26 protein-coding genes and 2 rRNA genes are annotated in these 26563 nt (G+C 35.4%); 14 read left to right on the forward strand and 14 right to left on the reverse strand.

Going from position 1 to position 26563, the window contains the following annotated elements:
• Nucleotides 1-10 precede the first annotated feature (10 nt).
• Nucleotides 11-2902: ribosomal RNA gene (locus AOY20_RS06740) — 23S ribosomal RNA — on the forward strand.
• Between the two features lie 184 nt (nt 2903-3086).
• Nucleotides 3087-3201: ribosomal RNA gene (gene rrf / locus AOY20_RS06745) — 5S ribosomal RNA — on the forward strand.
• 262 nt (nt 3202-3463) lie between these two features.
• Here rrf and AOY20_RS06750 read toward each other — a convergent pair.
• The 5 genes from AOY20_RS06750 to rplM all read right to left on the reverse strand — a co-directional run bounded on the left by AOY20_RS06750 (nt 3464) and on the right by rplM (nt 6589).
• Nucleotides 3464-4108, reverse strand: coding sequence for a hypothetical protein (locus AOY20_RS06750; RefSeq protein WP_054581148.1), 645 nt, complete (start codon nt 4106-4108; stop codon nt 3464-3466).
• Nucleotides 4109-4123: 15 nt separating this feature from the next.
• Complete coding sequence (locus AOY20_RS06755; protein ID WP_054581149.1) at nt 4124-4549, reverse strand: ClpXP protease specificity-enhancing factor; 426 nt, start codon at nt 4547-4549, stop codon at nt 4124-4126.
• Between the two features lie 12 nt (nt 4550-4561).
• Nucleotides 4562-5212 (reverse strand): glutathione S-transferase N-terminal domain-containing protein, encoded by a 651-nt coding sequence (locus AOY20_RS06760; protein WP_054581150.1) that lies wholly within the window; start codon nt 5210-5212, stop codon nt 4562-4564.
• A gap of 549 nt (nt 5213-5761) precedes the next feature.
• Entirely contained in the window at nt 5762-6148 is a 387-nt protein-coding gene (gene rpsI, locus AOY20_RS06765) for a 30S ribosomal protein S9 (protein ID WP_054581151.1), read from the reverse strand.
• Between the two features lie 12 nt (nt 6149-6160).
• A complete protein-coding gene (gene rplM, locus AOY20_RS06770; protein ID WP_054581152.1) occupies nt 6161-6589 on the reverse strand; it encodes a 50S ribosomal protein L13 in 429 nt (142 codons plus the stop codon).
• 347 nt (nt 6590-6936) lie between these two features.
• Here rplM and pdxA point away from each other — a divergent pair, with 347 nt between their 5' ends.
• The 4 genes from pdxA (at nt 6937) to AOY20_RS06790 (ending at nt 10546) form a co-directional block, all read left to right on the forward strand.
• Entirely contained in the window at nt 6937-7905 is a 969-nt protein-coding gene (gene pdxA, locus AOY20_RS06775; RefSeq protein ID WP_054581153.1) for a 4-hydroxythreonine-4-phosphate dehydrogenase PdxA, read from the forward strand.
• A gap of 30 nt (nt 7906-7935) precedes the next feature.
• On the forward strand, nt 7936-8748 hold the full coding sequence (gene rsmA / locus AOY20_RS06780) for a 16S rRNA (adenine(1518)-N(6)/adenine(1519)-N(6))-dimethyltransferase RsmA (RefSeq protein ID WP_054581154.1): 813 nt from the start codon (nt 7936-7938) through the stop codon (nt 8746-8748).
• 3 nt (nt 8749-8751) lie between these two features.
• Nucleotides 8752-9597 (forward strand): symmetrical bis(5'-nucleosyl)-tetraphosphatase, encoded by an 846-nt coding sequence (locus AOY20_RS06785; RefSeq protein ID WP_054581155.1) that lies wholly within the window; start codon nt 8752-8754, stop codon nt 9595-9597.
• Nucleotides 9598-9715: 118 nt separating this feature from the next.
• Nucleotides 9716-10546 (forward strand): hypothetical protein, encoded by an 831-nt coding sequence (locus AOY20_RS06790; protein ID WP_054581156.1) that lies wholly within the window; start codon nt 9716-9718, stop codon nt 10544-10546.
• A gap of 77 nt (nt 10547-10623) precedes the next feature.
• On the opposite strand, the gene AOY20_RS06795 is transcribed toward AOY20_RS06790, so the two are convergent.
• The 4 genes from AOY20_RS06795 to AOY20_RS15080 form a co-directional block, all read right to left on the reverse strand.
• A complete protein-coding gene (locus AOY20_RS06795) occupies nt 10624-11301 on the reverse strand; it encodes an LrgB family protein (RefSeq protein WP_054581157.1) in 678 nt (225 codons plus the stop codon).
• Between the two features lie 10 nt (nt 11302-11311).
• Nucleotides 11312-11683: a hypothetical protein gene (locus AOY20_RS06800; protein WP_054581158.1), complete on the reverse strand. Its 372-nt coding sequence runs from the start codon at nt 11681-11683 to the stop codon at nt 11312-11314.
• 37 nt (nt 11684-11720) lie between these two features.
• Entirely contained in the window at nt 11721-13040 is a 1320-nt protein-coding gene (gene hflX / locus AOY20_RS06805) for a ribosome rescue GTPase HflX (protein WP_054582554.1), read from the reverse strand.
• Nucleotides 13041-13135: 95 nt separating this feature from the next.
• Nucleotides 13136-13270: a hypothetical protein gene (locus AOY20_RS15080; RefSeq protein ID WP_257720065.1), complete on the reverse strand. Its 135-nt coding sequence runs from the start codon at nt 13268-13270 to the stop codon at nt 13136-13138.
• 275 nt (nt 13271-13545) lie between these two features.
• On the opposite strand from AOY20_RS15080, the gene AOY20_RS06810 reads away from it, so the two are divergent.
• Nucleotides 13546-14328 (forward strand): lysophospholipid acyltransferase family protein, encoded by a 783-nt coding sequence (locus AOY20_RS06810; RefSeq protein ID WP_054581159.1) that lies wholly within the window; start codon nt 13546-13548, stop codon nt 14326-14328.
• 32 nt (nt 14329-14360) lie between these two features.
• Here the strand turns inward: AOY20_RS06810 and AOY20_RS06815 are convergent, their stop codons facing one another.
• Nucleotides 14361-15953 carry a phospholipase D-like domain-containing protein gene (locus tag AOY20_RS06815; RefSeq protein WP_054581160.1) on the reverse strand — a complete coding sequence of 531 codons (1593 nt, stop codon included), beginning with the start codon at nt 15951-15953 and terminating at the stop codon, nt 14361-14363.
• Between the two features lie 129 nt (nt 15954-16082).
• Between AOY20_RS06815 and AOY20_RS06820 the strand changes: the two genes are divergently transcribed.
• A complete protein-coding gene (locus tag AOY20_RS06820) occupies nt 16083-17093 on the forward strand; it encodes a metallophosphoesterase (RefSeq protein ID WP_054581161.1) in 1011 nt (336 codons plus the stop codon).
• Between the two features lie 106 nt (nt 17094-17199).
• Here the strand turns inward: AOY20_RS06820 and AOY20_RS06825 are convergent, their stop codons facing one another.
• Both AOY20_RS06825 and trhA read right to left on the reverse strand, forming a co-directional pair.
• Entirely contained in the window at nt 17200-18513 is a 1314-nt protein-coding gene (locus AOY20_RS06825) for an MFS transporter (RefSeq protein WP_054581162.1), read from the reverse strand.
• A gap of 144 nt (nt 18514-18657) precedes the next feature.
• Nucleotides 18658-19305: a PAQR family membrane homeostasis protein TrhA gene (gene trhA / locus AOY20_RS06830; protein WP_054581163.1), complete on the reverse strand. Its 648-nt coding sequence runs from the start codon at nt 19303-19305 to the stop codon at nt 18658-18660.
• Nucleotides 19306-19409: 104 nt separating this feature from the next.
• On the opposite strand from trhA, the gene AOY20_RS06835 reads away from it, so the two are divergent.
• A complete protein-coding gene (locus AOY20_RS06835) occupies nt 19410-20627 on the forward strand; it encodes a class I SAM-dependent methyltransferase (RefSeq protein WP_054581164.1) in 1218 nt (405 codons plus the stop codon).
• A gap of 10 nt (nt 20628-20637) precedes the next feature.
• Nucleotides 20638-21054, forward strand: coding sequence for a GNAT family N-acetyltransferase (locus AOY20_RS06840; protein ID WP_054581165.1), 417 nt, complete (start codon nt 20638-20640; stop codon nt 21052-21054).
• 36 nt (nt 21055-21090) lie between these two features.
• Here AOY20_RS06840 and AOY20_RS06845 read toward each other — a convergent pair whose 3' ends face one another.
• Complete coding sequence (locus tag AOY20_RS06845; protein WP_054581166.1) at nt 21091-21387, reverse strand: hypothetical protein; 297 nt, start codon at nt 21385-21387, stop codon at nt 21091-21093.
• A gap of 152 nt (nt 21388-21539) precedes the next feature.
• Between AOY20_RS06845 and AOY20_RS06850 the strand changes: the two genes are divergently transcribed.
• Nucleotides 21540-22427 carry a hypothetical protein gene (locus AOY20_RS06850; RefSeq protein WP_054581167.1) on the forward strand — a complete coding sequence of 296 codons (888 nt, stop codon included), beginning with the start codon at nt 21540-21542 and terminating at the stop codon, nt 22425-22427.
• 158 nt (nt 22428-22585) lie between these two features.
• Here AOY20_RS06850 and AOY20_RS06855 read toward each other — a convergent pair whose 3' ends face one another.
• A complete protein-coding gene (locus AOY20_RS06855; protein ID WP_054581168.1) occupies nt 22586-23311 on the reverse strand; it encodes a FadR/GntR family transcriptional regulator in 726 nt (241 codons plus the stop codon).
• 126 nt (nt 23312-23437) lie between these two features.
• On the opposite strand from AOY20_RS06855, the gene AOY20_RS06860 reads away from it, so the two are divergent.
• From AOY20_RS06860 to AOY20_RS06870, 3 genes are all read left to right on the forward strand, one after another.
• A complete protein-coding gene (locus AOY20_RS06860; protein WP_054581169.1) occupies nt 23438-24190 on the forward strand; it encodes an SDR family oxidoreductase in 753 nt (250 codons plus the stop codon).
• 27 nt (nt 24191-24217) lie between these two features.
• Nucleotides 24218-25060, forward strand: coding sequence for a fumarylacetoacetate hydrolase family protein (locus AOY20_RS06865; protein WP_054581170.1), 843 nt, complete (start codon nt 24218-24220; stop codon nt 25058-25060).
• Nucleotides 25061-25167: 107 nt separating this feature from the next.
• On the forward strand, nt 25168-26448 hold the full coding sequence (locus AOY20_RS06870) for an L-fuconate dehydratase (RefSeq protein WP_054581171.1): 1281 nt from the start codon (nt 25168-25170) through the stop codon (nt 26446-26448).
• The last annotated feature ends 115 nt before the right edge of the window (nt 26449-26563 follow it).

Raw genomic sequence — 26563 nt, forward strand, 5'->3', positions numbered from 1 at the left:
GGGGTTGTATAGTCAAGTAATTAAGTGCATGTGGTGGATGCCTTGGCAGTCAGAGGCGATGAAAGACGTAATAGCCTGCGATAAGCTCCGGGGAGGCGGCAAATATCCTTTGATCCGGAGATTTCTGAATGGGGAAACCCACCTAGTATAAGCTAGGTATCGTAACATGAATACATAGTGTTACGAGGCGAACGAGGGGAAGTGAAACATCTCAGTACCCTTAGGAAAAGAAATCAATTGAGATTCCCTCAGTAGCGGCGAGCGAACGGGGAACAGCCCATTAAGTTATGTGTGTTTTAGTGGAATGCTCTGGGAAGTGCAACCATAGTAGGTGATAGTCCTGTACACGAAAGGGCACACATAATGATGTCGAGTAGGGCGAGGCACGTGAAACCTTGTCTGAATATGGGGGGACCATCCTCCAAGGCTAAATACTCCTGACTGACCGATAGTGAACCAGTACCGTGAGGGAAAGGCGAAAAGAACCCCTGTGAGGGGAGTGAAATAGATCCTGAAACCGCATGCATACAAGCAGTGGGAGCCGACTTGTTCGGTGACTGCGTACCTTTTGTATAATGGGTCAGCGACTTATATTCAGTAGCAAGGTTAACCGCATAGGGGAGCCGTAGGGAAACCGAGTCTTAATAGGGCGTTTAGTTGCTGGGTATAGACCCGAAACCAGGTGATCTATCCATGAGCAGGTTGAAGGTTGGGTAACACTAACTGGAGGACCGAACCCACTGTCGTTGAAAAGCCAGGGGATGACTTGTGGATAGGGGTGAAAGGCTAATCAAACTTGGTGATAGCTGGTTCTCCCCGAAAGCTATTTAGGTAGCGCCTCGGACGAATACCATTGGGGGTAGAGCACTGTTTCGGCTAGGGGGTCATCCCGACTTACCAAACCGATGCAAACTCCGAATACCAATGAGTACTATCCGGGAGACAGACTGCGGGTGCTAACGTCCGTAGTCAAGAGGAAAACAATCCAGACCGCCAGCTAAGGCCCCAAAATTATAGTTAAGTGGGAAACGATGTGGGAAGGCATAGACAGCTAGGAGGTTGGCTTAGAAGCAGCCACCCTTTAAAGAAAGCGTAATAGCTCACTAGTCGAGTCGGCCTGCGCGGAAGATGTAACGGGGCTAAAACTATATGCCGAAGCTGCGGATTTGCAATTTATTGCAAGTGGTAGGGGAGCGTTCTGTAAGCCGATGAAGGTGGATTGAGAAGTCTGCTGGAGGTATCAGAAGTGCGAATGCTGACGTGAGTAACGACAAAACGGGTGAAAAACCCGTTCGCTGAAAGACCAAGGGTTCCAGTCCAACGTTAATCGGGGCTGGGTGAGTCGACCCCTAAGGCGAGGCCGAGAGGCGTAGTCGATGGGAAATTGGTTAATATTCCAATACTTCAGTATAATGCGATGAGAGGACGGAGAAGGTTAAGTCAGCCTGGCGTTGGTTGTCCAGGTGGAAGGTTGTAGGCATGTATCTTAGGCAAATCCGGGGTACTCTATGCTGAGAACTGATAGCAAGCTAGTTTACTAGCGAAGTGGCTGATACCATGCTTCCAGGAAAAGTCTCTAAGCTTCAGTTATACTGGAATCGTACCCTAAACCGACACAGGTGGTCAGGTCGAGTAGACCAAAGCGCTTGAGAGAACTCTGCTGAAGGAACTAGGCAAAATGGTACCGTAACTTCGGGAGAAGGTACGCTGTTGTTGGTGATAGGACTTGCTCCTTGAGCTGATGACAGCCTCAGAAACCAGGCCGCTGCAACTGTTTATTAAAAACATAGCACTCTGCAAACACGAAAGTGGACGTATAGGGTGTGATGCCTGCCCGGTGCTGGAAGGTTAATTGATGGGGTTAGCGTAAGCGAAGCTCTTGATCGAAGCCCCAGTAAACGGCGGCCGTAACTATAACGGTCCTAAGGTAGCGAAATTCCTTGTCGGGTAAGTTCCGACCTGCACGAATGGCATAATGATGGCGGCGCTGTCTCCAGCAGAGGCTCAGTGAAATCGAATTCGCCGTGAAGATGCGGTGTACCCGCGGCTAGACGGAAAGACCCCGTGAACCTTTACTGCAGCTTGACATTGAACTTTGATCTTACTTGTGTAGGATAGGTGGGAGGCTTTGAAACCGAGACGCTAGTTTCGGTGGAGCCAATCTTGAAATACCACCCTGGTAATATTGAGGTTCTAACTCTGCTCCATTATCTGGAGCGAGGACCATGTCTGGTGGGTAGTTTGACTGGGGCGGTCTCCTCCTAAAGAGTAACGGAGGAGTACGAAGGTGCGCTCAGCGTGGTCGGAAATCACGCGTAGAGTATAAAGGCAAAAGCGCGCTTAACTGCGAGACCCACAAGTCGAGCAGGTACGAAAGTAGGTCTTAGTGATCCGGTGGTTCTGTATGGAAGGGCCATCGCTCAACGGATAAAAGGTACTCTGGGGATAACAGGCTGATACCGCCCAAGAGTTCATATCGACGGCGGTGTTTGGCACCTCGATGTCGGCTCATCTCATCCTGGGGCTGAAGCAGGTCCCAAGGGTATGGCTGTTCGCCATTTAAAGAGGTACGCGAGCTGGGTTTAGAACGTCGTGAGACAGTTCGGTCCCTATCTACCGTGGGCGCTGGAAATTTGAGAGGATCTGCTCCTAGTACGAGAGGACCAGAGTGGACGAACCTCTGGTGTACCGGTTGTGACGCCAGTCGCATCGCCGGGTAGCTATGTTCGGAAGGGATAACCGCTGAAAGCATCTAAGCGGGAAGCCTACCTCAAGATAAGATTTCCCTAGGACTATATGTCCTCTAAAGAGCCGTTGAAGACTACGACGTTGATAGGTTGGATGTGGAAGCATAGCGATATGTGAAGCTGACCAATACTAATTGCTCGTGAGGCTTGACTATACAACACCCAAACAGTTGTTGTATCAAGCATCAATTGATTCACAAATAATCAAAGAAACTTGATTTAGTTCTAAAGCTAGATACAATGAACACCTTAAATTAACTCAGATATACCTGTTAATAACTCATTTGAAGAAAGCTAGGCATCTAAGTAAGACCATAGCAAGTAATCATAAACAGTTGTGCTGGCGACAATAGCAAGAGTGAACCACCTGATCCCTTCCCGAACTCAGAAGTGAAACCTCTTAGCGCTGATGGTAGTGTGGGGTTACCCATGTGAGAGTAAGTCATCGCCAGCTCATTAATTCTAAAACACCCCCTTCAAAGAAGGGGGTGTTTTTTTATGTGAAAAAATAAATGAAAGAAATTTAGTGAATTGGTTTTTATTTAAAAATGAAATACATCTTTTATCTCTTTATCAATATTTTAAGCTACATTGATAACGGTATATTAATAAAATGTATAAAAAATAGCAGTTTAAAGGAAAATGAAGTGAAAATTAGAGAAATGTGATAATAAAAAACCGCAATGAAGCGGTTTTTTATTTAGCTAATTACACTTTTAAGCAAAAACTGTACATAAAGCATTTACTAAAATCCATAGAATAGCTAGAGCAACTAAAGGTTCCACAATTTTAGCCCAACTTGGTTCTTTCACTTCAATTACTTCTTCAGATGCATGAGTTTGATTTTGAGTAGCCATTTGATTAAATTCCTTTAATGTATTCTCTAATGATATATCTTCTGTGAGAGTAGGTTTAGTCCCTTTTAGTTCTAGTAGGTTGTTTGTTGTCCAAACCCAATCTTCTGCCTTTCCAGATAAGTATTCAACTTGTCCAAGTAGTAGCTCTTTTATGCCAAATTTGCCAAGGCTTGCAGTTTCATCTAATTGTTTTAACTCTAAAAATTGAAGTTTAAGAATATCGAATAATGAAATTTCTAATTCAGATTTATTAAGCTTAGATTGATTAGAGTGTGATGTTGTTAGATGTCGAGCAATTTCTTGAATGTATAAATCATCTAATTGATGAATTTCATAGTAGAATTTTTCTTCATCTTCACGTAGACATGAAATAAGTTTACCTAATATTAGACAATTAAGTTCTTGGATAGTGAGGTCTTGTTTCTGCTTTGGATAACAATTCAAAAGTTGAGGCTTTTGAATTCTAATTTGGTCATTAAAATACTGAACTAAATCAAAAGCCATAACTTTCTCCTTAAATTAATCTAATAATCTTAACTGTGGTTTCTTTTTCACTGGTTCTACTTGTTCTTCTTTAGATTCTACGTGACTTTCTTCAATATTGATATCTTCATACTCTGAAGCATCAAAGAAAAGTCCTTGACCATTTTCTCGTGCATAAATGCCTAATAGTGATTTAAGTGGTACATAGATATCACGTGAAACACCACCAAATCGCGCAGAAAAAGAAATAGCTTCTTTATCCATAGAGAATGCATGTACAGCATGAGGTGCGATATTTAGGACAATTTGTCCATCTTGAATGAATTGTTCAGGCACTATTGTATATTTTTGTGTTGCATCAACAAGAATATATGGTGTCAAATTGTTATCACATATCCAGTCATAAATGGCACGTGATAAATATGGACGAGTAGGGGTCAAATTTAAATCTTTATCAGACATAATGTAACTCAATTAATTTGAAATATATTTAGCATATCTATTTCTTTCCTGCAAAGTTAATGACTTAATGAATGCAGGACGATTAAAGATACGCTGACAATACAGAATAATAGGGCGACAATGCTGTGCTGGTAATTCAATATGCATTGCTTTTAATCTTAGAAAAATAGGTGCGAGCATACAATCTAAAATTGTAAAATGCTCTGACATAAAATAAGGATAATGCTGAAAGAGTGGTGTAAGTGAAATAAGCGTATCTTTTAGCTGTTTCTGAGCTCTTTTAAGCGCATCTATATTTAAAGTATCAGAATGGCAGAGGATCGTTTCTGCGAGTTTTAGCCAGTCATTCTGTAAACGCCAAATGTATTGGCGTTGTTCTGCTCGTGGCATTGGTGCATCTGCATATAATTTATTTTGGCGATAGCGATCATCTAGATATTCAGAAATTATTGCTGTATTAAATAATTTTAATTCATTTTCAATAAGCGTTGGTAGTTGATTATAGGGGTTGAGACTTGCTAAGTCCTCATCCTCATCTTCAACTAATATGAGGTGAAATTTTATTTGTTTTTCGGCCAGAACATAGCGAATCCAATGTGAGCGTAAGTCATCAACATGACTATAAAGCGTAATTCCTTGAAGCGGAGCGGTTTCGACTGACATATTCCGATGCAAATAGTGAATGAATAGGATAGGATACTAAAAATAGATCATAAAATCACGATTTCAAATTATTTAATATCATTGTTCGTGAAAAAGTAATATTAAATTGATAATGTACAAGAGTAATAAAAAAAGTACGCAGTAATTTGATTATTTATTCAAAGTCCAATTCAAATTTGCGCTCATGATAATTTTAAATTATGTATGAAGAGAGAAGGTTTATACTATTGTTACTGCATTTTGTGATGACAATGAAACTTTAAGTAGTGTATGTAATGTGTTTCCATTTATATGGAGACATTGAAGATCAATATATTGTCGATCATTGTAATGTTGACTATCTATTATGATGGATCTGTAAGATTAGAGGATGTAGTCACTAGTAATCAGTATCATATAAATCTACAGAATGATCGAGAAAGAGGGATACTTAATTATAGAGTATCTTGATCTTGAAGGCAGATCTTCTAATCTTATTGATTCTTATAGGTTGGATAAATAAAAAAGCCTTGGATAATCCAAGGCTTTTTGTCCGATTCGGTAAACGAATTAACGTTTAGAGAACTGAGGACGTTTACGAGCTTTACGTAAACCAAGTTTCTTACGTTCAACTTCACGAGCATCACGAGTAACGAAACCAGCTTGACGAAGAGCAGGTTTTAAAGTTTCGTCAGAAGCGATCAATGCACGAGTAATACCGTGACGGATAGCGCCTGCTTGACCACCAATACCACCACCAGCAACAGTGATGTAAAGGTCATATTTTTCAGTAACTTCAAGAAGCTCTAAAGGTTGACGAACAACCATACGAGCAGTCTCGCGACCGAAATATTGTTCTAAAGAACGATTGTTAATTACGAGTTTACCAGTACCAGCTGATAGGAAAACACGTGCAGTTGCGGTCTTACGGCGACCTGTACCATAGTTAGTAGCCATGTGCTGTATCCCTTAGATGTCCAAAACTTGTGGCTGTTGAGCAGCATGCGGATGCTCGCTACCAGCATACACTTTCATCTTCTTGATCATTGCGTAACCAAGAGGACCTTTAGGTAACATACCTTTAACAGCTTTTTCTAAAACAGCTTCAGGTTTGTGAGCGATTAACTTTTCAAAGTTAGTTTCGCGGATACCACCAGGGAAACCAGTATGGCGATAGTATTTTTTATCAAGTGCTTTTTTACCAGTTACTTGAATTTCTTCAGCATTGATTACAACGATATAATCGCCAGTGTCAACGTGAGGAGTATAAGAAGTTTTATGCTTACCGCGTAAACGACGAGCGATTTCAGTCGCAAGGCGACCTAAAGTTTTGCCAGAAGCATCAACAACGTACCAGTCGTGTTGAACTTCAGCAGGCTTAGCGCTGAGAGTTTTCATTAAACCACTACCTATTATAGTTGGTTTGGACTATGGAATCTGTCCAAACTAAAGGAGAGCGAATTCTAGCGGATTTCACATAGAATCACAATCAAAATATAGACTTTCAAGGTGGGTATTTTATAGGAAAAGCATACAAATAGAAAGTATAAATATAAAATGTGATTTATATTTCATTTTCTAGTGACTTATAAACAAAAATATAAATATAAAAAAATGGATATAGAATGTGAAACTTGAGTGTTATTTTCTTCTTTATTCGTATGCTTCTGTTGAAATAAAGCTGAACATTCGTTAATAAGATTATTATAATGAAGTAATCTTGATGAAGTGAAGTTGAGCCTGATATGCGTCCTTTATATGTCACTAGTGGTGAGCCAGCGGGAATCGGTCCGGATATTTGTTTAACTTTGGCAGATCGCATTGATGAACGTCCGATTGTTGTATTGGCTGATCAAAATTTATTAGAACAGCGTGCTCAGTTACTTCAATTATCTATTCAATTTATTGAATATAAAGGTCAGCAAACTTCTTCAAAAAAAGGTCAGCTTTATATTGAGCATGTGCCTTTAAATCAAGATACTGTTACTGGTGAATTAAATTCACATAATGCAGCTTATGTTTTAGAGCAACTTCGTCGTTCAGCTGAATATGCTATGACAGGTCAAAGTGTTGGGGTTGCGACAGCACCTGTACAAAAATCCATTATTAATGAAGCAGGTATTCATTTTAGTGGGCATACGGAGTTTTATCAGGAGTATGCGAATGTTGCCCGTGTTGTCATGATGTTAGCAACAAAAACACTAAGAGTTGCTTTGGCAACCACACATTTACCACTCAGAGATGTTGCTGATGCAATTACAGTTGAACGCTTACATCAAGTGATTGATATCTTAATTCATGATTTAAAATCTAAATTTAAAATTGAGCATCCTCATATTTTAGTGTGTGGTTTAAATCCACATGCAGGTGAAGATGGTTATTTAGGTATGGAAGAAATAGAGGTTATTAATCCTGTTTTAGAAACTTATCGTGAACAAGGTATTAATATGAGCTTAAGTTTACCTGCAGATACTTTATTTACCCCAGAAAATTTAAAAGATGCAGATGCAGTTTTAGCGATGTATCATGATCAGGGTTTACCTGTGTTAAAATCTCAAGGCTTTGGTGAAGCAATCAATATTACTTTGGGCTTACCTTTTATTCGAACATCTGTTGATCATGGTACTGCACTCTCCCTTGCAGGTACGGGTCTTGCTAAAAGTTCAAGCTTACAAGTTGCTGTCGATTTAGCGCTAGATTTAGCACGTCAATGATTCAATCTTATTTACACGTTGGAAATGTCTATGTATCAAATTAATGCCTTAAACCCTAAAGATGAAGGGCATCATACACGGAAACGATTTGGTCAAAACTTCTTACATGACCAACGTGTCATTGCAAAAATTGTCCGTTCAGTGAACCCGCGTGCGGGTGAAAATATTGTTGAAATTGGTCCTGGTTTGGCTGCGTTAACATCGCCACTTATTGGTGAGTGTGATGCATTAACAGTACTCGAATTAGACCGTGATTTAGCAGCAGGTTTACCGGGTCGTGTACCACATCCTGAACGACTTACGATTATTGAAACAGATGCTTTGAAATATGATTTTACTCAATTATTTCAAGAAAATCGTCCATTACGTGTCGTTGGCAACTTGCCTTATAATATTTCAACACCACTTTTATTCCATCTCTTAGAATTTGGCGATAAAGTAAAAGACATGCATTTCATGCTACAAAAAGAAGTTGTTGATCGTATTACAGCAGCGCCAAATACGAAAGAATATGGTCGTTTATCTGTGATGATTCAATATTTTTGTAAACCTACTTTCTTATTTGAAGTACCGCCTGGATCATTTAATCCACCACCAAAAGTAACATCTGCAGTTTTCCGTTTAGAGCCTTATGATGTTAAGCCAATTATAGCCAAAAATGAAAAAGCATTGGCTCGTTTGGTATCTCATGTCTTTACACAACGTCGTAAAACTTTGCGTAATAGCTTAAAAGGAATGTTGGTTGAAGATGGATTTGAAAATGCAGGGGTTGATCCAATGGCACGTCCAGAAACATTAACACTTGCTCAATTTGTTGCACTTTCAGATCAAATGGTGGCTTAAAGAATGTCTCGTTCGATTCGATATAATTATGTTATTGGTGATGTACAAGGTTGTTTTGAAGCATTAAAAGCATTACTTAAAAAAATTCAGTTTGATGCAGATCAAGATTTTATTTGGTTTGCAGGTGATTTAGTTGCTCGCGGAGAAAACTCTGTTGGGGCAATAAGATTTATTAAAAAACTGGTTGATGCTGGCGTTGCTAAAACCGTATTAGGCAATCACGATCTTAATTTACTCGCTGTTGCACGAGGCATTAAACCGATCAAAGATAAAGACAATATTGCTGATGTTATTCATGCATTAGAAAGTGATGATTTAATTGATTGGTTACGTAAACAACCATTATGTTTATTTCCAAATGAACATACAGTTTTAACGCATGCTGGAATTCCGAATATTTGGACTGCGGAACAAGCCGCAACATTAGCCAAAGAAGTTGAAGCAGCTATTGCTCATGAAGATTTTAATGTTGTTGATACTTTTTTAAAAGAAATGTATGGCAAAACTCCAGATATATGGTCGGATGATTTGGATGGTAATGCACGGTTACGTTGTATTACTAATTATTTAACTCGTATGCGTTTAATTGATGAAAATGGACGTTTAGAATTTAGTTTTAAAGAATCATTAGATGATTCGATGCCTAAAGGTTTTAAACCTTGGTTTGATTTTGATTCAAAAGCAGCCAAAACTCATCAGGTTGTTTTTGGTCATTGGGCTGCTTTAGAAGGCAAAACAATTTCTAAAAAGATACAAAATGTAGATGGTGGATGTGTTTGGGGACATCAACTATTGGCTTATCGTTTAGAAGATAAACACATTTTTGCTGTCGATAATCCAGTTTTTTGATTTTTTAAAATTTGTAAAAAAAGTCACTTTATTGTGGCTTTTTTTATTGGAAATAATGTATTTTTAGAACATTAATTTGATTATAGAAAATAATTAAAAATAAGAGTGGAGATTATAAATGTTAGAACCAGAACAATTAAAAAGTATATATCCTTTGATTGTGACACCGACTCATGATGGAAAATATTTTAATAACTATTTGGTTTCTCTTTTAAATTTACAGAATGTAGCTCTAAAAATTGGCGTTCCTCTTCAATTTTATTTTATGCAAGGTGAGAGTTTAGTCACTCGTGCACGTAATAATTGTGTCGCTGCATTTTTAAAAAATAAGCAATGGACACATTTATTTTGGATTGATGCTGATATTGGTTTTAGTGTCGATAGTGCTTTGCGCTTACTTGCTTCCGATTATGATGTTGTAGCTGGAGTATATCCTTTAAAAAGAGATGATTGGCCAGAAGATGGACTGGATAAAGGGATGAGACAATCTGAATTTATTGCTAAATATCAGAAATATACTGTAAATACATCTGGTGATGGAGAAATAAATTTAGAAATTAACAAAGATGGTTTTTTGGAGGTCAGTGAAGCACCAACAGGATTTATGGTCATTAAAAGGGCTGTATTTGAAAAAATGATGGAACAGTATCCAGAATTAAAATATGTGCCAGATTCGATTGGTGAAGAAAATCAAGGATTTCATTATCGGTTTTTTGATGTCATGGTACATCCTGAATCTAAACGCTATTTGTCTGAAGATTATGGATTTTGTTATTTATGGGAAAAGATGGGGGGGGAGATTTATATCGATGCTGCATCTAATTTAACGCATCAAGGTGCTAAGTTATATCAAGGAAATTTTGCTGAGTCACTCAAAGTTAATGTTGTAAATGCTATTGGTGGGCGTAAAGGAAGTACAATGAAAATTAAAGGTTTAGAATATTTATAATTGATTAAAAGTAATGAAATTATCTTTTATCCATTACATTGAAATGTTCGTAATAATGGATAAAAGATGAGTTTTAATTAAGTCATATTTTTTAGATAGAGAATAAAAGTGGGAAGCCAAACTGCTGTAAATACTGCATTTACTGCCATACCAAAAGCAGCATAACGACCAGCAACACTACCACGTTGCCATGCTTGAGCTGTGCCAATGGCATGTGCTGCTAAACCTAAGGCAAGACCTGAGGCTCTTTCATCATTAATCCGGTTTAAAATGAATGGTGAAAATGCTGCACCAATAACACCAGATAAAATAACGATTAATATGACTAAACTAATTTCAGATTGCAGTAATGTTGCAATATTAATTGCGATTGGTGTTGTTACTGCACGTGTTGCAAATGCCAAAATATCTGGAGCATTCATATGTAATATATAAGCAAGCCCCATAGGTAATGCAACAGCACTAATACTAGCAAAAACTAAGATGCCCATGAGAGCTTTAATTGGCAAATCATCATAACGCATAGTTGCTAATGGAATGGCTAAAGCAACAGTGACATAGCCTAATAATCTATTAAAGATAGTATTGGTTTGTGCCATATAATCTTCATAAGAAATACCAAAACAGAATAAGAGAATTAATACGAAGAACATACTAAAAACTAAAACTGGAATTTGTGGTACTTTTTTATTGCATGGCTTTGCAAGTAAATAGGCAATGAGGGTGAGAACAAAAGCATATAAGATAGAAAGCATGAAGAATCTCCTACAACCAACGTTTTGCAATTTTTGCATACACCCATAATGGAATTAAGGTGCTGATGAATAAAACAATTAAGAAAGTAGGAATTTTCTCTCCCATATGAACCAACATGATAAGAGATCCAGCACTAATGGGTAAAAATGCAAAAGCACTTTCTTTCATGATTTTATTGTTGGTTTCTATGAGATTGCTTGGGATGTGTCCAAAAAATCGCCATAAAGATAAAACGATTAAAAGGCTCATTAACCCGACTAAATTACCGAGTTCAGGATGTGAAAACTGAGTCATGAGCCATAAAGCACCTTCTCTAAATGCAACAATTAAAATGATTGTTGCAATCCAGATGTGCCAATCTATATGTTTGAACCAATCCATGTTGTCGTAATATTCTATTTATCAAGTTTTGATCAATTTAATCCTTGATTTCAAACTCTTCAAGTGCTGGATGGAAAATTTTCGCTTTTTCTCCCAGTATTTCGTCTAATGGCAAATGGGCTTTTTTTATTAGCTGTTCAATTTTATGAGGTGCCATCATCACTTTTAAATGCAAATTGCCTTCATCATCATATTTTTCAGATTGAATAACATTTAATGCATAAAGTTGTGTACGTAATTTTCCATAAGCAGGTTTAAGCAATACATCAAAACATTGAATTTGACCAACTAAGCTTTCATGTACAGCTTGTTTTAATAGATTTAAACCTTGTCCCGTATGTGCAGATAGGTAAACTCGCTCAGGTTGATGTTCGTTGGCATAAATGATTTTTGCTTCTTCTTGGCTTTGATCAATTTTATTGTAAACACGAATGATAGGAACATCTGCACCAATTTCATTTAAAACCTTTTCAACAGCTTCGATTTGTTCAAGCATTTCAGGGCTGCTGGAATCGATCACATGTAAAAGTAGGGTTGCTTCTAGGGTTTCTTCTAATGTTGCTTTAAATGATTCAACTAAAGAGTGTGATAAATTTCGGACAAAACCAACCGTATCAGCAAGGACAAGTTGACCAATACCATCCCAATCTAAACGTCTTAGAGTTGGGTCTAGTGTTGCAAAAAGCTGATCTGCTGCATAAACATCACTATTGGCTAAAATATTAAATAAAGTCGATTTTCCTGCGTTGGTATAACCAACAAGAGAAACTGTTGGAATTGCAGCTTTTTGACGTGCAACACGACCTTGCATACGTGTTTGTTTAACTTTATCTAGTCTCGCTTTGAGTTGCCCCATACGAATTTTAAGTAAGCGACGGTCTGTTTCAAGTAAGGTCTCACCTGGTCCACGTAAACCAATACCACCTTTTTGGCTATCTAAAGTACCTCGGCTACGAATAAGACGAGATGAAAGATGATGTAATTGGGCCAATTCGACTTGTAACTTACCTTCATAAGTACGTGCACGAAGGGCAAAAATATCTAAAATTAATTCTGTACGGTCAACAACACGACATTTCATGATCTGTTCTAAGTTACGAACTTGAGCCGGGGTAAGAGAGTGATCAAAAATAACTAAATTAGCGTCTAGTTCTTCGACAAGTGCTGCTATTTCTTCTGTTTTACCAGATCCAATAAAATATTTAGCATCTGGTTTAATTCTTGCAACATGTAAATGTTGAAGAATTTCAGCACCCGCAGATTTTGCAAGCAGGGCAAACTCATCAGCATCGAGATCTTCTAACATTTGAACTGAAACACTGATTAAGATGACACGTTCACCATCTCTTTGTTGCATTGCATTGACCACTAATGTGTTGCTCCGTTTATAAAGCTCCTATTTTAGATGAAAATGGTCTGAGAGTTGGTTTTTTCTTCGTGCTTTATTTAGAATTAAAGCATTGATGAGAACATTTGTGCAAAGCTTAAAATCACACCAAAATATAAAATAGTTCCACCTAAAATTACTTTAAGTGCTGAAGATGCTTTGATGTCTTGATTCATTTTATTTGATTGATCTTGTTGCATGATAAAACTCATTAATTTGTTAATTCGATTGTTTTATTGTAGTTAAGTTATTTTTTGAATTGAAATTGAATTTTTGGATGAATCTTTTCGGTTTTTATCATCAAGTTTTTTAATTAGATAGTCAAAATTTCTTATCTTATTCAGGATTAAAATACTTCAAAATATCTTAGCTTACAAAGTTGTGGGAAAAGTATAAAATAGTATATGAAAATATTACAGCACCTCTATGGTTGATGTAACTCTCTATCGTATTGTATGGAAATTAAATATTAATAATGAGTAATTTATCTAAATATTTTTTATATTTAAAAAAGACAGTTTTAGGCATTGGCATTATTTTACTTGGCTTTTATTTAGTTGTCCGTTATCGCTTATATCAAGACAGTAACAACCCTAAAAATACACGTTATGTACAATATTTTTGTCGTAAACTCTGTCATGTTTTTAACCTTGATGTAAAGGTTCATGGTCAGATTCCTCGTGAGCCTGCATTATGGGTTTCCAATCATGTTTCATGGCTTGATATTGCTGTTTTAGGTTCAGGTGCTCGTGTATTCTTTTTGGCAAAAGCTGAAATTGAAAAATGGCCATTATTGGGTAAATTGGCAAAAAGTGGTGGAACTTTATTTATTAAACGTGGTTCAGGTGATTCAGTTCGTATTCGTGAGCAAATTGCAGATTTTTTAAGTCAAGATATTCCTGTTTTATTTTTTCCTGAAGCAACTACGACAGATGGTTCTAAAGTTAAAAAAATTCATGGACGTATCTTAGGTGCTGCAATTGAGGCACAAAAACCTGTGCAAATCTGTTTAATCTGTTATGTAAACCAGCAAGGAGAACTAGATTTAGTTTCTCCATTTATTGGCAACATTTCATTTATGCAACATGTTAAAAATGTAGTTGAAATGCCCCAAGTTACAGCTCATTTAATGGCATTGCCAAGTATTTCTGTTGAAGGACACACCGTAAATACATTAACAGCTGTTGTGCAAGAACGAATGATTGAAGGCTTACAACAGCTTCAATCAGAAGTTTTAGTTAAAAAATTAGAGCAATAACATTATATAGAATTTTTACGTATAAGAAGGTCTTACATAAGACCTTCAACGGGAAGCCAAGACGTAATTTTTAATAAGGCTTTATGATACCAACGCATCTTAGGCTCTTTTGTTAAGGTACGAACTTCACCATTTGGTTTAGTTAATTGCCAATTAATTTTTTGGTTTGCATCTAAAATAAGTTTATATGCATATTTTGAAAGATGATCATCCATAGTTTCATGAACGCCTTTTGCTAAGGCAGGGCTATTCAGTAATACACCAATTTCACTGTTTAAATACGATGATCTAGGATCAAAATTAAAAGAGCCAATAAACACTTGTTTTTCATCGATTGCCATAAGTTTTGCATGTAAACTTGAACGACTTAATCCTTTTAGACTGACTTTTGCTTTTTGAGAAAATTCTTCCAAGTTTGAGTTTAGATTTTCTTGATCAGGCGCATACAAGAACTCATATAATTCAACATTATTAGCTAAAAGCTCTTCACGATATTTTGCATAAAAGGCATGAACAACAGATACATCATTTGCTGCAAAGGAATTCGTTAATACTCTAACTTTTACACCATTTTGAGCCATTTCATTTAACTTACGCATTCCAATTTTTTCTGGAACAAAATATGCAGAAACAATATCAATACTATGATCAGGTTCTTGTAAACGTTTTAAAAGTTGAAAGTTTAAATGCTCTTCTTTTGTTGCACGACTTTTAATTTTACTTGGTGAGTCTTTAACAACTTCCGCACTAACCCACTCAAGTTTAGGATCTTGATTTAACCAATTTTCAAATGAATTAGAACGTGAAGCAAGATCTAGATAATTCTGTACAGAAGCTTCTTGATAATGTGCTTCTAATTGTTCTTTTAATCCATCATATCGTAAAGGATAGCGTGTATGACTTACGATTTGTTTAACAGGATAGGCGTAGTTGTCATTCCAATACTCATCAAAAGATTGGATGATTTCATCGGATGCACTTCCAACTAAAATGGTATCAACATCTGAAAATTGATATTTATCACTTAAATTGTAATATTGGTCACTCATATTGCGACCACCTATCAATGCAATTTGATTATCAACAATAAAACTTTTATTATGCATTCTACGATTAACACGTTTTAGATCAAAAATAATATCGAGTAAGCGATATTGTCTAAAACCATAAGGATTATAAAGTTTTACATCAATATTTTCGTGTTGATCGAGGGCGAGAAAAATGCCTTCCATCTCTTTTGCATTATTATCATCAATTAATAAACGGACTTTTACACCACGATCTGCTGCTTGAATAATAGAATGTAACGCTAATGCACCAATTCGATCATTATCCCAAATATAATATTGTAGATCTAAAGTTTTCTCTGCTTTATCTATAAGATGAATCCTTGTTGAGAGTGCCTCTAAAGGATCATAGAGAATATGATAACCAGTCAAACCTGGATTGTTTTCACGTAAAGGTTCAATAATTTTGGCAAAAGTTGTTTGACTAGTATCTTGTTGATATGAATACTGTGCTTGTTGAGGATATTGTTTTGGCAATGTTGAGCAGCCAGAAATTCCAAGCATAAACATACAGCTTAGCCATATAAAAACTAAGTAATATGTTTTGATGGTTTTCATATGATGAAATAACAAATTCAATTCCTTCAAGCCAAGTTCTTGATGATGAGTACAAAATTAGATTTGTGTATAATTATAAGCTGTGAAAAGATAACAATATACGTAAGTGCATAAAAAATGAGATGAATAATGTGGTCACCTAATTCAGTCCAATTATATTTTTATATTGTTTTGGGAGTACTTGCTTTGTGGGCAATTTCTCAAGCATGGATGAGTCAGAAAAAAACCGAAACGATTCATCCATTTAAAGCTTTTATACATTTATTAGCATTCTATTTTTCATATTTGCTCATTCCAATTTTTTTATTTAGTCTTTATGCAGGTTGGGTAGGTTACTATTCTTTACATGAAGCAATTTTTGTATTCATTGTAAGCGGAATACTCATTTATGCTCGTTTTATTGAGCCAATGCGCATTCATGTCGATGAAATATCTTATCAAATTTATCCAGAAAAATCTTTAAATCAACCTATTAAAATAGCCTTATTGGCAGATTTACATATTGGTTTATTTTCAGGACATGAACAACAGCTTAAAAAAATTGTTAAAAAAGTGAATGAGCAGAATCCAGATTTAGTTCTTGTTTCTGGAGATTGGACTTATGAGCCTGAGAGTACATTGATTGAAGAACTTGCTGTATTAAAAGAAATAAAAGCACCTATCTATTCAGTAAATGGTAATCATGATGAACAATATCCTGGACCTCCTATTCAGGCATTATTAGCAAAGGCATTAGAAGAAAATAATGTGATGGATATTGAAGGTCAGGTTGTAGAGTTTGATGACTTTAGACTTATTGGTATTGGTGATTTATGGGCAGGAAAAGCTGATATGCGCTTTATGCCTGACTTGCCACAAGACAAACCATGGTTAATTTTGTCACATAATCCCGATACTGTAGATATGGTGCCTAAACTTAAATATCGTGCATTAATGCTTTCTGGTCATACGCATGGTGGACAGGTTGAATTACCATGGCTAACTGACTATGTGATGAAGAAGGTATCAATTTTAGGGCATAAAAGAGGGCTTTATTCCCATGAAAATGCAGATGTTTTTGTGACAGTTGGAACAGGGATGGTTGGTGTTCCATTTCGTTTTCGCGTACCACCAACTATAGATATTATTAAACTTATTTAATGAATTTTTAAATTTTAAAATAAAAAACCAGCAAATATGCTGGTTTTTTTGTTGGCTAATTCCATTTGAGATTAAATGAAATTAGCAACTAATTCAAAGATATGAATTAAACTTGGTTATTCACATCATCATTTTTTGTTTCACGAATTGCTAAGAATGCAAGTAATGAAAGAATAGATGCCGCAGTTAAATAATAACCTACAGCAGCTAAACCAAAATGGTCTGCAAGTTCTGTTGCAATTAGTGGTGCAAAGGACGCACCAAAAATACCAGCAAGGTTAAATGTGAGTGCTGAACCTGTGTAACGTACTGAAATTGGGAAAATCTCTGAAAGTACTGTACCTATCGGTCCATAAGTGAGGCCCATAATTGCTAAACCAATACATAAGAACAGGAATACAACAAGAGTACTTCCTGAATCTAACATGGTTGAAAATACTAGACCAAATAATGCAGAGATAATACAAACAGCAATAGATGTTGTTCTACGTCCAAATTTTTCAGCCAAAATAGCAGAAAGAGGAATAAATGCAGCAAAACATAATGTTGCTAATAGCTGTAATTTTAAAAATTCAGCTCGCGTATAACCAAGTTGTGTAGTACCCCAGTTTAAAGCAAAAACAGTAGTTAAATAGAATACGACAAATGTACAAATAGCAGCAATCGTACCTAAAATTAGCATTTTCCAATGTTTTGCAAAGACTTCTTTAAATGGGACATTAACTTCTTTTTGTTTGTCTAAAACTTTTTGGAATGCAGGCGTTTCATGTAATTGTAAGCGAATCCATAAACCTACAATAACTAATAAAGCACTTGAAATAAATGGAATACGCCAGCCCCATGTCATGAATGACTCTTCAGACATGAATGCACCAAGTGTTAAGAACGAACCAGTTGCAAGAATAAATCCTATTGGTGCACCTAACTGAGGGAACATACCATACCAAGCACGTTTACCTTCAGGAGCATTCTCTGTTGCAAGTAACACAGCACCTGACCATTCACCACCTAGACCTAGACCTTGCCCTAAACGGCAAAGTGCTAACATAAGTGGTGCTGCAATCCCAATTTGTGTATATGTTGGAAGTAAACCAATGGCAACAGTTGAAAGTCCCATGGTAAGAAGCGCAGCAACTAAAGTCGCTTTTCGCCCAATTCTATCTCCTAAATGACCAAATATAGCAGCACCAATTGGACGAGCAATAAAAGCAATCGCAAATGTTGCTAAAGATTGAATAATTGCAGTTTTAGGATCTGTACTAGTAGGGAAGAATAGATGCGGAAAAATGAGAACCGCAGCAGTTGCATAAATATAAAAATCGAAGAATTCGATAGTAGTACCTACTAGACTTGCTGTAAGTACACGAAATTTAGAGTTTGTTGCTACTTCTTGATTTGTAGCTGAGTTTACTGACGCCATGGAGGACCTTACACTTACTAAAAATAAAAACTTAGTTTTAATAGCGTAATCTTTTTAAAAAAAGGCGTAATTTCTTAAAAAAACAACGGCAATCTTCTCTAAATCAAAGTTCAGGGTCACTAAACAAGAATGAAGGAGAGATGATTAAATCACGTACAAATAAATGGAAAGGAATTGTAATCCTGCACCTAAAAGTACAAAAATATGCCAGATAGCGTGTGTGTATCTTACCTTTTTTAGCGCATAAAACAATGCACCAACCGTATAAGAAATGCCTCCTGCAATTAGTAAGGTTAAACATTGATCAGTTAGAAACTCTTGCATATCGTCAATAACAAATAGTGCAAGCCATCCCATAGCGAGATAAGCAAAGAGAGAAATTTTTTGAAATGAATTGATGAACACCAATTTAAAAAGTGTACCAATAATAGCAATGATCCATAAAGCAATAAGTAAATAGTGTGCTTTTGCAGTTGGAATAGCGATGGCTAAAAATGGAGTATATGTTCCAGCGATGAGATAATAAATAGCAGTGTGATCTAACTTTTTGTAAAAATGACGACGGTCATCGGTTGTCGCCATATGGTATAAAGTTGATGCTGAAAATAAGATAAATAAACTTAATGCATATATCCATAATCCAAACCATTGCCCCCAATTTAGATAAGCTCCTTTAAAAATTAAGAAAACTCCACCAATAAAAGACAGTATTGCACCTATGCCGTGACTCCAATAGTTGATTTTTTCTTCTAAGGCGTCGTAACTCATAATCGATGAAGCATTTTTGGTCATAGAGGAATGCTCTAAAATTAAATATACAAATGTATAGTAATTCAATTTTGAATTTAAAGTAAGAAGCTTTAAACTTTAGGTACAATTCTTTTTAGGTTCATTTTATGTCTCTCGCGGTTATGCCTACATCACAGGAACAACAGTTTTTAGATGCTTTTAAGGAAGCTATTGAAAATCAAAAGCTTGAGCGAGTGGTGCTAAGTCAATATAAAGGTGAGCTAGAAAAATTAGAAAAAATGACTTTAAGAGTCATTCAGTTACAGAACGAGCCATTTTTGAGTTGTTTATATAGATACTCAACTCAAGATGTAACTAAAAATTATCCTATAAAGGAATCTATTCAAGTTTTAACTGAATTACTTGCTCAATGTAAGCAAGCAAATTTATTTATGCATGATCAAGAAATACAACTAAAAAAGAATAAAAAGAAAGCGATGTTAACAGTAACTAAAAAACTTCAAGCTCCTTCAAAGAAAGAGGTTCAAGGGCATGATCGAACAAAACAACGCTATGTTGATCAAGATGCATTGTTTCTACAGGGATTAGGAATTACAGATACTAAAGCGCAGATTATTCCGAGTATGGCGCGTAAGTGGAAACAAATTAATAAATTTATTGAAATTTTTTCAGGGGCTCTAGCGCAAATTCAAGTTGATCAGCAACCATTACAAGTTGTCGATTTTGGTTCAGGTAAAGGCTATTTAACATTTGCTTTATATGACTATATGGCAAAAAATCAGCATGTTCCAAATGTAACAGGTGTTGAACTCAATCCTAAAATGGTCGAGTTCTGTCAAAATATTGCTCAACAAGTTGATTTTAATCAACTCGAATTTTTCCAAGGAGATGTAAGAACTTATCATCCCGAAAAATTAGATGTCATGATTGCATTACATGCTTGCGATGTCGCAACTGATTTTGCTATTCATACGGGTATTCGTTTAAATGCACAAATGATCATGTGTGCGCCGTGTTGTCATAAAGAGTTGCGCCCACAATTAACAGCACCACAAGTATTACAACCTATGTTGCAATTTGGTATTCATGCAGGGCAGCAGGCTGAAATGTTAACAGATACGATTCGTGCTTTGTTGTTGAAGGCATATGGTTATGAAACCAAAGTTTTTGAGTTTGTTGCCTTAGAACATACTAGTAAAAATAAAATGATTTTGGCGACAAAACGCAAAGATTTTGAAGTACCTGATCAGCAAGTATTAGATCAGATTAATGCATTGAAGCAAATGTATGGTATTCAAAAGCATTCTTTAGAATTGTTATTAAAGAATGAATGGGATCAGCAAGATATTGGATGTAAATGTTAAGGGATGAAGCATAGTGAAAATTGAAGCAGGAGATTGGGTAAATTTAAAACTGCATGCCAAAAAAATTCGTGAATTGGTTTTTATTCAAGAACAAGATATTCCTGAAAATGAAGAATGGGATGATTTAGATCCTGTTAGTCTACATTTTATCGTTTGGGATGATACTACTGCGGTCGCAACGGCTCGATTATTACCAAATAATAGTATTGGTCGAGTGGCTGTATTAAAAAGCCATCGTGGTTTAGGCATTGGTTTTAAATTAATGCAAGAAATTATTTTAGTGGCACGCCAAGAGCAGCGAAAATTTTTAGAACTTTCCGCACAAGTTCATGCAATTTCTTTTTATGAAAAATTAGGTTTTCAATGTGAAGGGCATGAATATTTAGATTGTGGGATTCCACATATCACCATGAAAATGGAGATGTAATAAAAAAGCGAGATATTAAATCTCGCTTTTTTTATTTTAGCGCTGTTGTTGTGGTATTGGATGGTCTTTACCATTCGCATCTTTAGGTGGCATCGGATGGTCTTTACCATTCGCATCTTTAGGCGGCATCGGACGGTCTTTATCATTCGCTTTGTTAGATGACTTAGATTTTTGTTGATTTTTCATCTCTTTAGATGATTTATCTTTATGAGGTTTAGAGCTACTGGTCTTTTCTTTTTGATGATTTGTATCGGGCGTTTTATTCGCCATAACTGACGTTGTTAAAGCAATAGATGAAATACCTAAAATTAAACCAGATAATATTTTTTTCATATTCATTTCTCAAATGGAGAGTAATTTTGTTAAACTGATCATAGTTTTTTTGTGTGGAGAAAAAATGTAGTTTTTGGCATTTATTTTTCTTTGCTTAAAAAATAACAAACATTAAAGTAATAAGACACTAAAAATTAAATGTATATAAAATTATGAGACATATTAGCAGCTTGCAGAATTCTTGGTCAGAATTTAAAAAATTGGCAATCAGTCAGTATCAGGATTATTTGAATCAAGTACCACCTTTACCGCCATTAAATATTAAAATTTCAGAAATGTCATTTGAAGAAAAACAGTATTTTGAATTTTGGCGATTAAAAATTAATAATAATTTTTTATATATTCAATTAGAGGATGAATTAGAAAACATGTATGACCTCATGTTTATAGATGATGAATTGTCTTTTGAATATTTTGAAAATTTTACAATAAAACAAATTAAAGTTAGAGATGATGATTTTCCATATAGGTTATTGCATGAGCTTTCAGAAAAAATAGAAGATGATTTTAACGAAACTGATGAGTATCAAGATCATCCTATTTTTAATGATATTAAAGTTCCATTTTTGACACCTTTAAAAATTATATTATTCATATGTATTTTATTAATACTTGTTTTAATTTTATTTTCGACAAATTTTTTTATAATATCAATAATATTGGGATTAATGGTAATTGTATTTTATGCTGTATTTGGTGACTTTAATCCTAAAAAAACAGCAAGATTAAATAAGTTAATAGAATATAAGCAAGCATATATTTATAGTATTACAATTGAATTTAGACAAATGCTTAAATTAAAATTTGGTTTAGATGATTTCGATTTTAAAGAGTTTAAAGATTCAAATATTCAAGAAGGTGAAAATTTTTTTATGAACAACGATTTTATTAATGAGAACAATAAAAAAATAAGAATTGCATATTTTATGCTATTTTCTATTCAACATGAGCTTGCACTAAATAAACCAGATCAAGCATCAATTGATTTAGATTTATCACGCGAAGATTATTTAAAGTATAAAGAAAAAGGCCTGTTATAACACTAATCATATTTTGAATAATAAGAGATTAGTCTATTTATTTAAGCCAATATTGGAATATACTTTTTGGGGAAAAGAGATCTTTCATAAGAATTTATTCTATTTAAAAGAGTAGATCACTTATGAAAGAACCCAAAATAATGAACATAATTCTAAAATTATATTTTTCTTGAAAAAATATTGATGACATTTTGAATATGCTTTTTCATGGCATTTTTAGCTGCAATGGCATCTTGATTTTGAATTGCAAATAAAATTTCTTGATGTTCAAATTGTGATCTTAAAGGCATATCTTCTGGGGTATACAATGTACGCATTCGGCTAAAAATGTCTGTGTAATGTTGACCCAATAAATATTTTAGAAAAAATCCATAAGCATTATTCTGACTTGCTTCGGCAATTCGAATATGAAATAAGCGATCGCCAATATGATCTGATGATTGATCTAAGTTGTCATTCACATTCATTAAAAATGCTTCTTTAATTTGTTCCAATTGTGCTGTAGTACGATTTTTTGCAGCTAATTCGGCAAGATACGGCTCAATATGTAAACGTGCTTCTAAAACTTCAAATGGCGTAATGAAATCTTCTTCTTTTAAATGAGGTAATAAAAGAGGATGAATATTCTGATCTAAATTATTTTGAGGTTGTGGCAAAAGATCATCTGGAGTTTTAAGGACATAAACACCACTTCCAAGTCTTACTTCTACAATACCAAAAATTTCTAAAGCAATAATTGCTTCACGGATAGATGTACGACTTACCCCTAATTGTTGAGCTAAATCTCGTTCAGGTGGCAACTTTGCACCCACAAGATAAATTCCATTTTTTATATCTTCTTGAATTTTATTCACAATATTTTGGTAAAGACGATTTTGCTTCATAAAACTAACTTTTTAAAATATTTGGTCTTGCCAAAAAAATAAAAATAACATAAATTGGCTAGACCAGTTGTTTGGTCTAGCCAATTTGGCTTTGATTTAATTATAATGTAAAACAAGGAAAGAAGTATGAGATTACGAAATAAAACTTGTGTAATCACTGCCGCAGCTCAGGGAATTGGTCGGGCCACTGCTTTAGCATTTGCTAAAGAGGGTGCAAAAGTGATTGCGACAGATATTAATCTTGATTTACTTAACGAATTACAAAGCGAAGAAGAAAATATTGTCATTGAATATTTAGATGTAACAGACTCAAAGCAAATACAAGTTTTTGCAGAAAAATATAAAACGGTTGATGTGTTATTTAACTGTGCAGGCTGGGTTCCTGCTGGAACAATTTTAGAGTGTGATGAAAATCAATGGAAAAGAGCATTCCAAATTAATGTTGACTCAATGTATGACATGATTCGAGCTTTTTTACCGTCAATGTTAGAGCATAAAAAAGGCTCAATTATTAATATGTCTTCGGCTGCATCAAGTATAAAAGGTGTACCAAATCGTTTTTCTTATAGTGTGACAAAAGCTGCTGTATTGGGTATGACTAAAGCAATTGCGGCTGATTATATTACTCAAGGTATTCGTTGTAATGCGATTTGCCCAGGAACAGTTGAGTCACCGTCGTTACATCAACGCATTGAAGCTCAGGCAAAAGAACAAAATAAAACAGTAGATGAGGTTTATCAGCAATTTGTTGCACGTCAACCCATGGGGCGTGTAGGTAAAGCTGAAGAAATTGCAGCTTTAGCTTTATATCTTGCAAGTGATGAATCGGCATTTACGACAGGTACGATCAATATGATTGATGGTGGTTGGTCAAATTAATGAAAACAATGAATTAAGGATAGAATAATGAAATTATTACGCTTTGGTCAAAAAGGGCAGGAAAAACCAGGTATTTTAGATCAAGATGGAAAAATACGTGATTTATCATCTATTGTTTCAGATATTAATGGTGAAACGCTCGCTCATCATTTAGAAAAAATTCGCCAAATAGATCTTCAACAATTACCTATTGTTTTTGATCAAGTACGTTTAGGTGCTTGTGTTGGAAATATTGGTAAATTTATTTGTATTGGATTGAATTATTCTGACCATGCTGCTGAAACAGGTGTGGAAGTTCCCGCAGAGCCAGTTGTTTTTAATAAATGGACCAGTGCAGTGGTTGGACCAAATGATGATGTGGAAATTCCTAAAAATTCTCAAAAAACAGATTGGGAAGTTGAGTTAGGTGTTGTCATTGGTAAAGATGGTCGCTATATCAGTAAAGACGATGCGATGGATTATGTTGCTGGTTATTGCGTCATTAATGATATTTCTGAACGTGCTTTCCAATTAGAAGGAACAGGAACTTGGGATAAAGGCAAGGGGTGTGACACTTTTGGTCCAATAGGACCTTGGTTAGTGACGAAAGATGAAATTGAAAATCCGCACCAATTACATATTTGGTTAGAGGTTGATGGACATCGTTATCAAGATGGTAATACCAATACGATGATTTTTGATATCCCAACCATTGTGAGCTATTTAAGTCAGCATATGAGTTTACAAGCAGGTGATGTGATTTCAACAGGGACACCACCAGGAGTCGGTTTAGGACAAAAGCCACCTGTATATTTAAAAGCTGGGCAAACCATGCGTTTAGGTATTGAAGGATTGAGTGAGCAACAGCAAAAAGTGATTAATGCTCAATAAGCAATAAAATAGCTTAAATCTCTATTTTTTTAAGGCATGAAACTCTCGTGCTTAGGGAGCTTTTGTCCTTGAAAAACGAAGAACTATAAAACAAGGAATGAGTGAAAATGCTTAAAATTACAGATTTAGAAGTATTAGATATTCGGTTTCCAACATCGCAGCAATTAGATGGTTCAGATGCAATGAATCCTGATCCAGATTATTCAGCTGCATATGTAATTTTAAAAACAGAAAATGAAGAATTAGCTGGACATGGTTTAACTTTTACCATTGGACGTGGTAATGAAATTTGCTGTGCTGCAATTGAAGCCATGCGTCATTTAGTTATCGGTTTAGATATTGAAGAAATTAAAAAAGACCCTGCACAAATGTGGCGTCATTTAACTTCTGATAGTCAGCTCCGTTGGATTGGACCAGATAAAGGTGCAATGCACTTAGCAACAGGCGCAGTTGTCAATGCAATTTGGGATTTATGGGCAAAGAGTGAAGCTAAGCCTGTTTGGAAACTCGTTGCTGATATGACAGCAGAACAATTGGTTGCATGTATTGATTTTAGATATCTAACCGATTGTATTACACCTGAAGAAGCTTTGGCATTATTGAAAAAGAATGAGGCAGGTAAAAAACTTCGTGAACAAACATTACTTCAAGAAGGTTATCCTTGTTATACAACGTCTGCTGGTTGGCTAGGGTATAGTGATGAAAAATTAGCACGCTTATGTCAAGAAGCAGTAGATGAAGGCTTTAATTATATTAAGTTAAAAGTTGGGCGTGATGTTGAAGAAGATAAACGCCGCGTCAAAATTGCTCGTGAAATTATTGGATCAAATCGTCAGTTAATGATTGATGCCAATCAAATTTGGGAGCGTGATCAAGCAATTGATTGGGTCAAAGAATTAGCTTTTGCAAAACCATGGTTTATTGAAGAACCAACATCTCCAGATGATATTGAAGCCCATCGTGCAATTCGTATGGCAATTCAACCTATCCAAGTTGCGACAGGTGAAATGTGTCAAAACCGTATTATGTTCAAGCAATTTATTATGCGAGAAGCCATTGATATTGTACAAATTGATGCATGTCGTATGGGCGGAATCAACGAAGTTCTTTCTGTTTTACTCATGGCGGCAAAATATAAGCTCAAAGTCTGCCCACATGCTGGTGGTGTAGGATTATGTGAATATGTTCAGCATTTGTCTATGATTGATTATTTATGGTTCTCTGCATCAAAAGAAGATAGAGTGACCGAATATGTAGATCATTTACATGAACATTTTATTGAACCATGTGTTATTCAAAATGCAGCATATATGCCACCAAAATTACCTGGTTTTTCAATAGAAATGAAAGAATCTTCAATTCAAGAATATTTATTTCGTGAAAAATAAAAAATGATGTATCTAATCTAATGTGATGATGCTTGTGATAGATCAATCTTCTTTATAGAGGGGAGATTGATTTAAAACAAAAGTTTCATCAGCTTAAAATAGTTCATATCAAAGG

The organism is Acinetobacter equi (genome assembly GCF_001307195.1).
In the GTDB taxonomy this organism is placed as follows: Bacteria; Pseudomonadota; Gammaproteobacteria; order Pseudomonadales; family Moraxellaceae; genus Acinetobacter; species Acinetobacter equi.

Excerpts from the sequence above, each read along its gene's own strand:
- AOY20_RS06810 (WP_054581159.1), top strand. The coding sequence starts at position 13,546 with ATGAGTAATTTATCTAAATATTTTTTATATTTAAAAAAGACAGTTTTA.
- AOY20_RS06835 (WP_054581164.1), top strand. The coding sequence starts at position 19,410 with ATGTCTCTCGCGGTTATGCCTACATCACAGGAACAACAGTTTTTAGAT.
- pdxA (WP_054581153.1), top strand. The coding sequence starts at position 6,937 with ATGCGTCCTTTATATGTCACTAGTGGTGAGCCAGCGGGAATCGGTCCG.
- AOY20_RS06750 (WP_054581148.1), bottom strand. The coding sequence starts at position 4,108 with ATGGCTTTTGATTTAGTTCAGTATTTTAATGACCAAATTAGAATTCAA.
- AOY20_RS06865 (WP_054581170.1), top strand. The coding sequence starts at position 24,218 with ATGAAATTATTACGCTTTGGTCAAAAAGGGCAGGAAAAACCAGGTATT.
- AOY20_RS06845 (WP_054581166.1), bottom strand. The coding sequence starts at position 21,387 with ATGAAAAAAATATTATCTGGTTTAATTTTAGGTATTTCATCTATTGCT.
- AOY20_RS06860 (WP_054581169.1), top strand. The coding sequence starts at position 23,438 with ATGAGATTACGAAATAAAACTTGTGTAATCACTGCCGCAGCTCAGGGA.
- trhA (WP_054581163.1), bottom strand. The coding sequence starts at position 19,305 with ATGACCAAAAATGCTTCATCGATTATGAGTTACGACGCCTTAGAAGAA.
- AOY20_RS06760 (WP_054581150.1), bottom strand. The coding sequence starts at position 5,212 with ATGTCAGTCGAAACCGCTCCGCTTCAAGGAATTACGCTTTATAGTCAT.
- rsmA (WP_054581154.1), top strand. The coding sequence starts at position 7,936 with ATGTATCAAATTAATGCCTTAAACCCTAAAGATGAAGGGCATCATACA.
- AOY20_RS06825 (WP_054581162.1), bottom strand. The coding sequence starts at position 18,513 with ATGGCGTCAGTAAACTCAGCTACAAATCAAGAAGTAGCAACAAACTCT.
- AOY20_RS06850 (WP_054581167.1), top strand. The coding sequence starts at position 21,540 with ATGAGACATATTAGCAGCTTGCAGAATTCTTGGTCAGAATTTAAAAAA.
- AOY20_RS06790 (WP_054581156.1), top strand. The coding sequence starts at position 9,716 with ATGTTAGAACCAGAACAATTAAAAAGTATATATCCTTTGATTGTGACA.
- AOY20_RS15080 (WP_257720065.1), bottom strand. The coding sequence starts at position 13,270 with ATGCAACAAGATCAATCAAATAAAATGAATCAAGACATCAAAGCATCT.
- AOY20_RS06795 (WP_054581157.1), bottom strand. The coding sequence starts at position 11,301 with ATGCTTTCTATCTTATATGCTTTTGTTCTCACCCTCATTGCCTATTTA.
- AOY20_RS06755 (WP_054581149.1), bottom strand. The coding sequence starts at position 4,549 with ATGTCTGATAAAGATTTAAATTTGACCCCTACTCGTCCATATTTATCA.
- AOY20_RS06855 (WP_054581168.1), bottom strand. The coding sequence starts at position 23,311 with ATGAAGCAAAATCGTCTTTACCAAAATATTGTGAATAAAATTCAAGAA.
- AOY20_RS06870 (WP_054581171.1), top strand. The coding sequence starts at position 25,168 with ATGCTTAAAATTACAGATTTAGAAGTATTAGATATTCGGTTTCCAACA.
- AOY20_RS06785 (WP_054581155.1), top strand. The coding sequence starts at position 8,752 with ATGTCTCGTTCGATTCGATATAATTATGTTATTGGTGATGTACAAGGT.
- hflX (WP_054582554.1), bottom strand. The coding sequence starts at position 13,040 with ATGCAACAAAGAGATGGTGAACGTGTCATCTTAATCAGTGTTTCAGTT.
- AOY20_RS06800 (WP_054581158.1), bottom strand. The coding sequence starts at position 11,683 with ATGGATTGGTTCAAACATATAGATTGGCACATCTGGATTGCAACAATC.
- AOY20_RS06815 (WP_054581160.1), bottom strand. The coding sequence starts at position 15,953 with ATGAAAACCATCAAAACATATTACTTAGTTTTTATATGGCTAAGCTGT.
- AOY20_RS06820 (WP_054581161.1), top strand. The coding sequence starts at position 16,083 with ATGTGGTCACCTAATTCAGTCCAATTATATTTTTATATTGTTTTGGGA.
- rpsI (WP_054581151.1), bottom strand. The coding sequence starts at position 6,148 with ATGGCTACTAACTATGGTACAGGTCGCCGTAAGACCGCAACTGCACGT.
- rplM (WP_054581152.1), bottom strand. The coding sequence starts at position 6,589 with ATGAAAACTCTCAGCGCTAAGCCTGCTGAAGTTCAACACGACTGGTAC.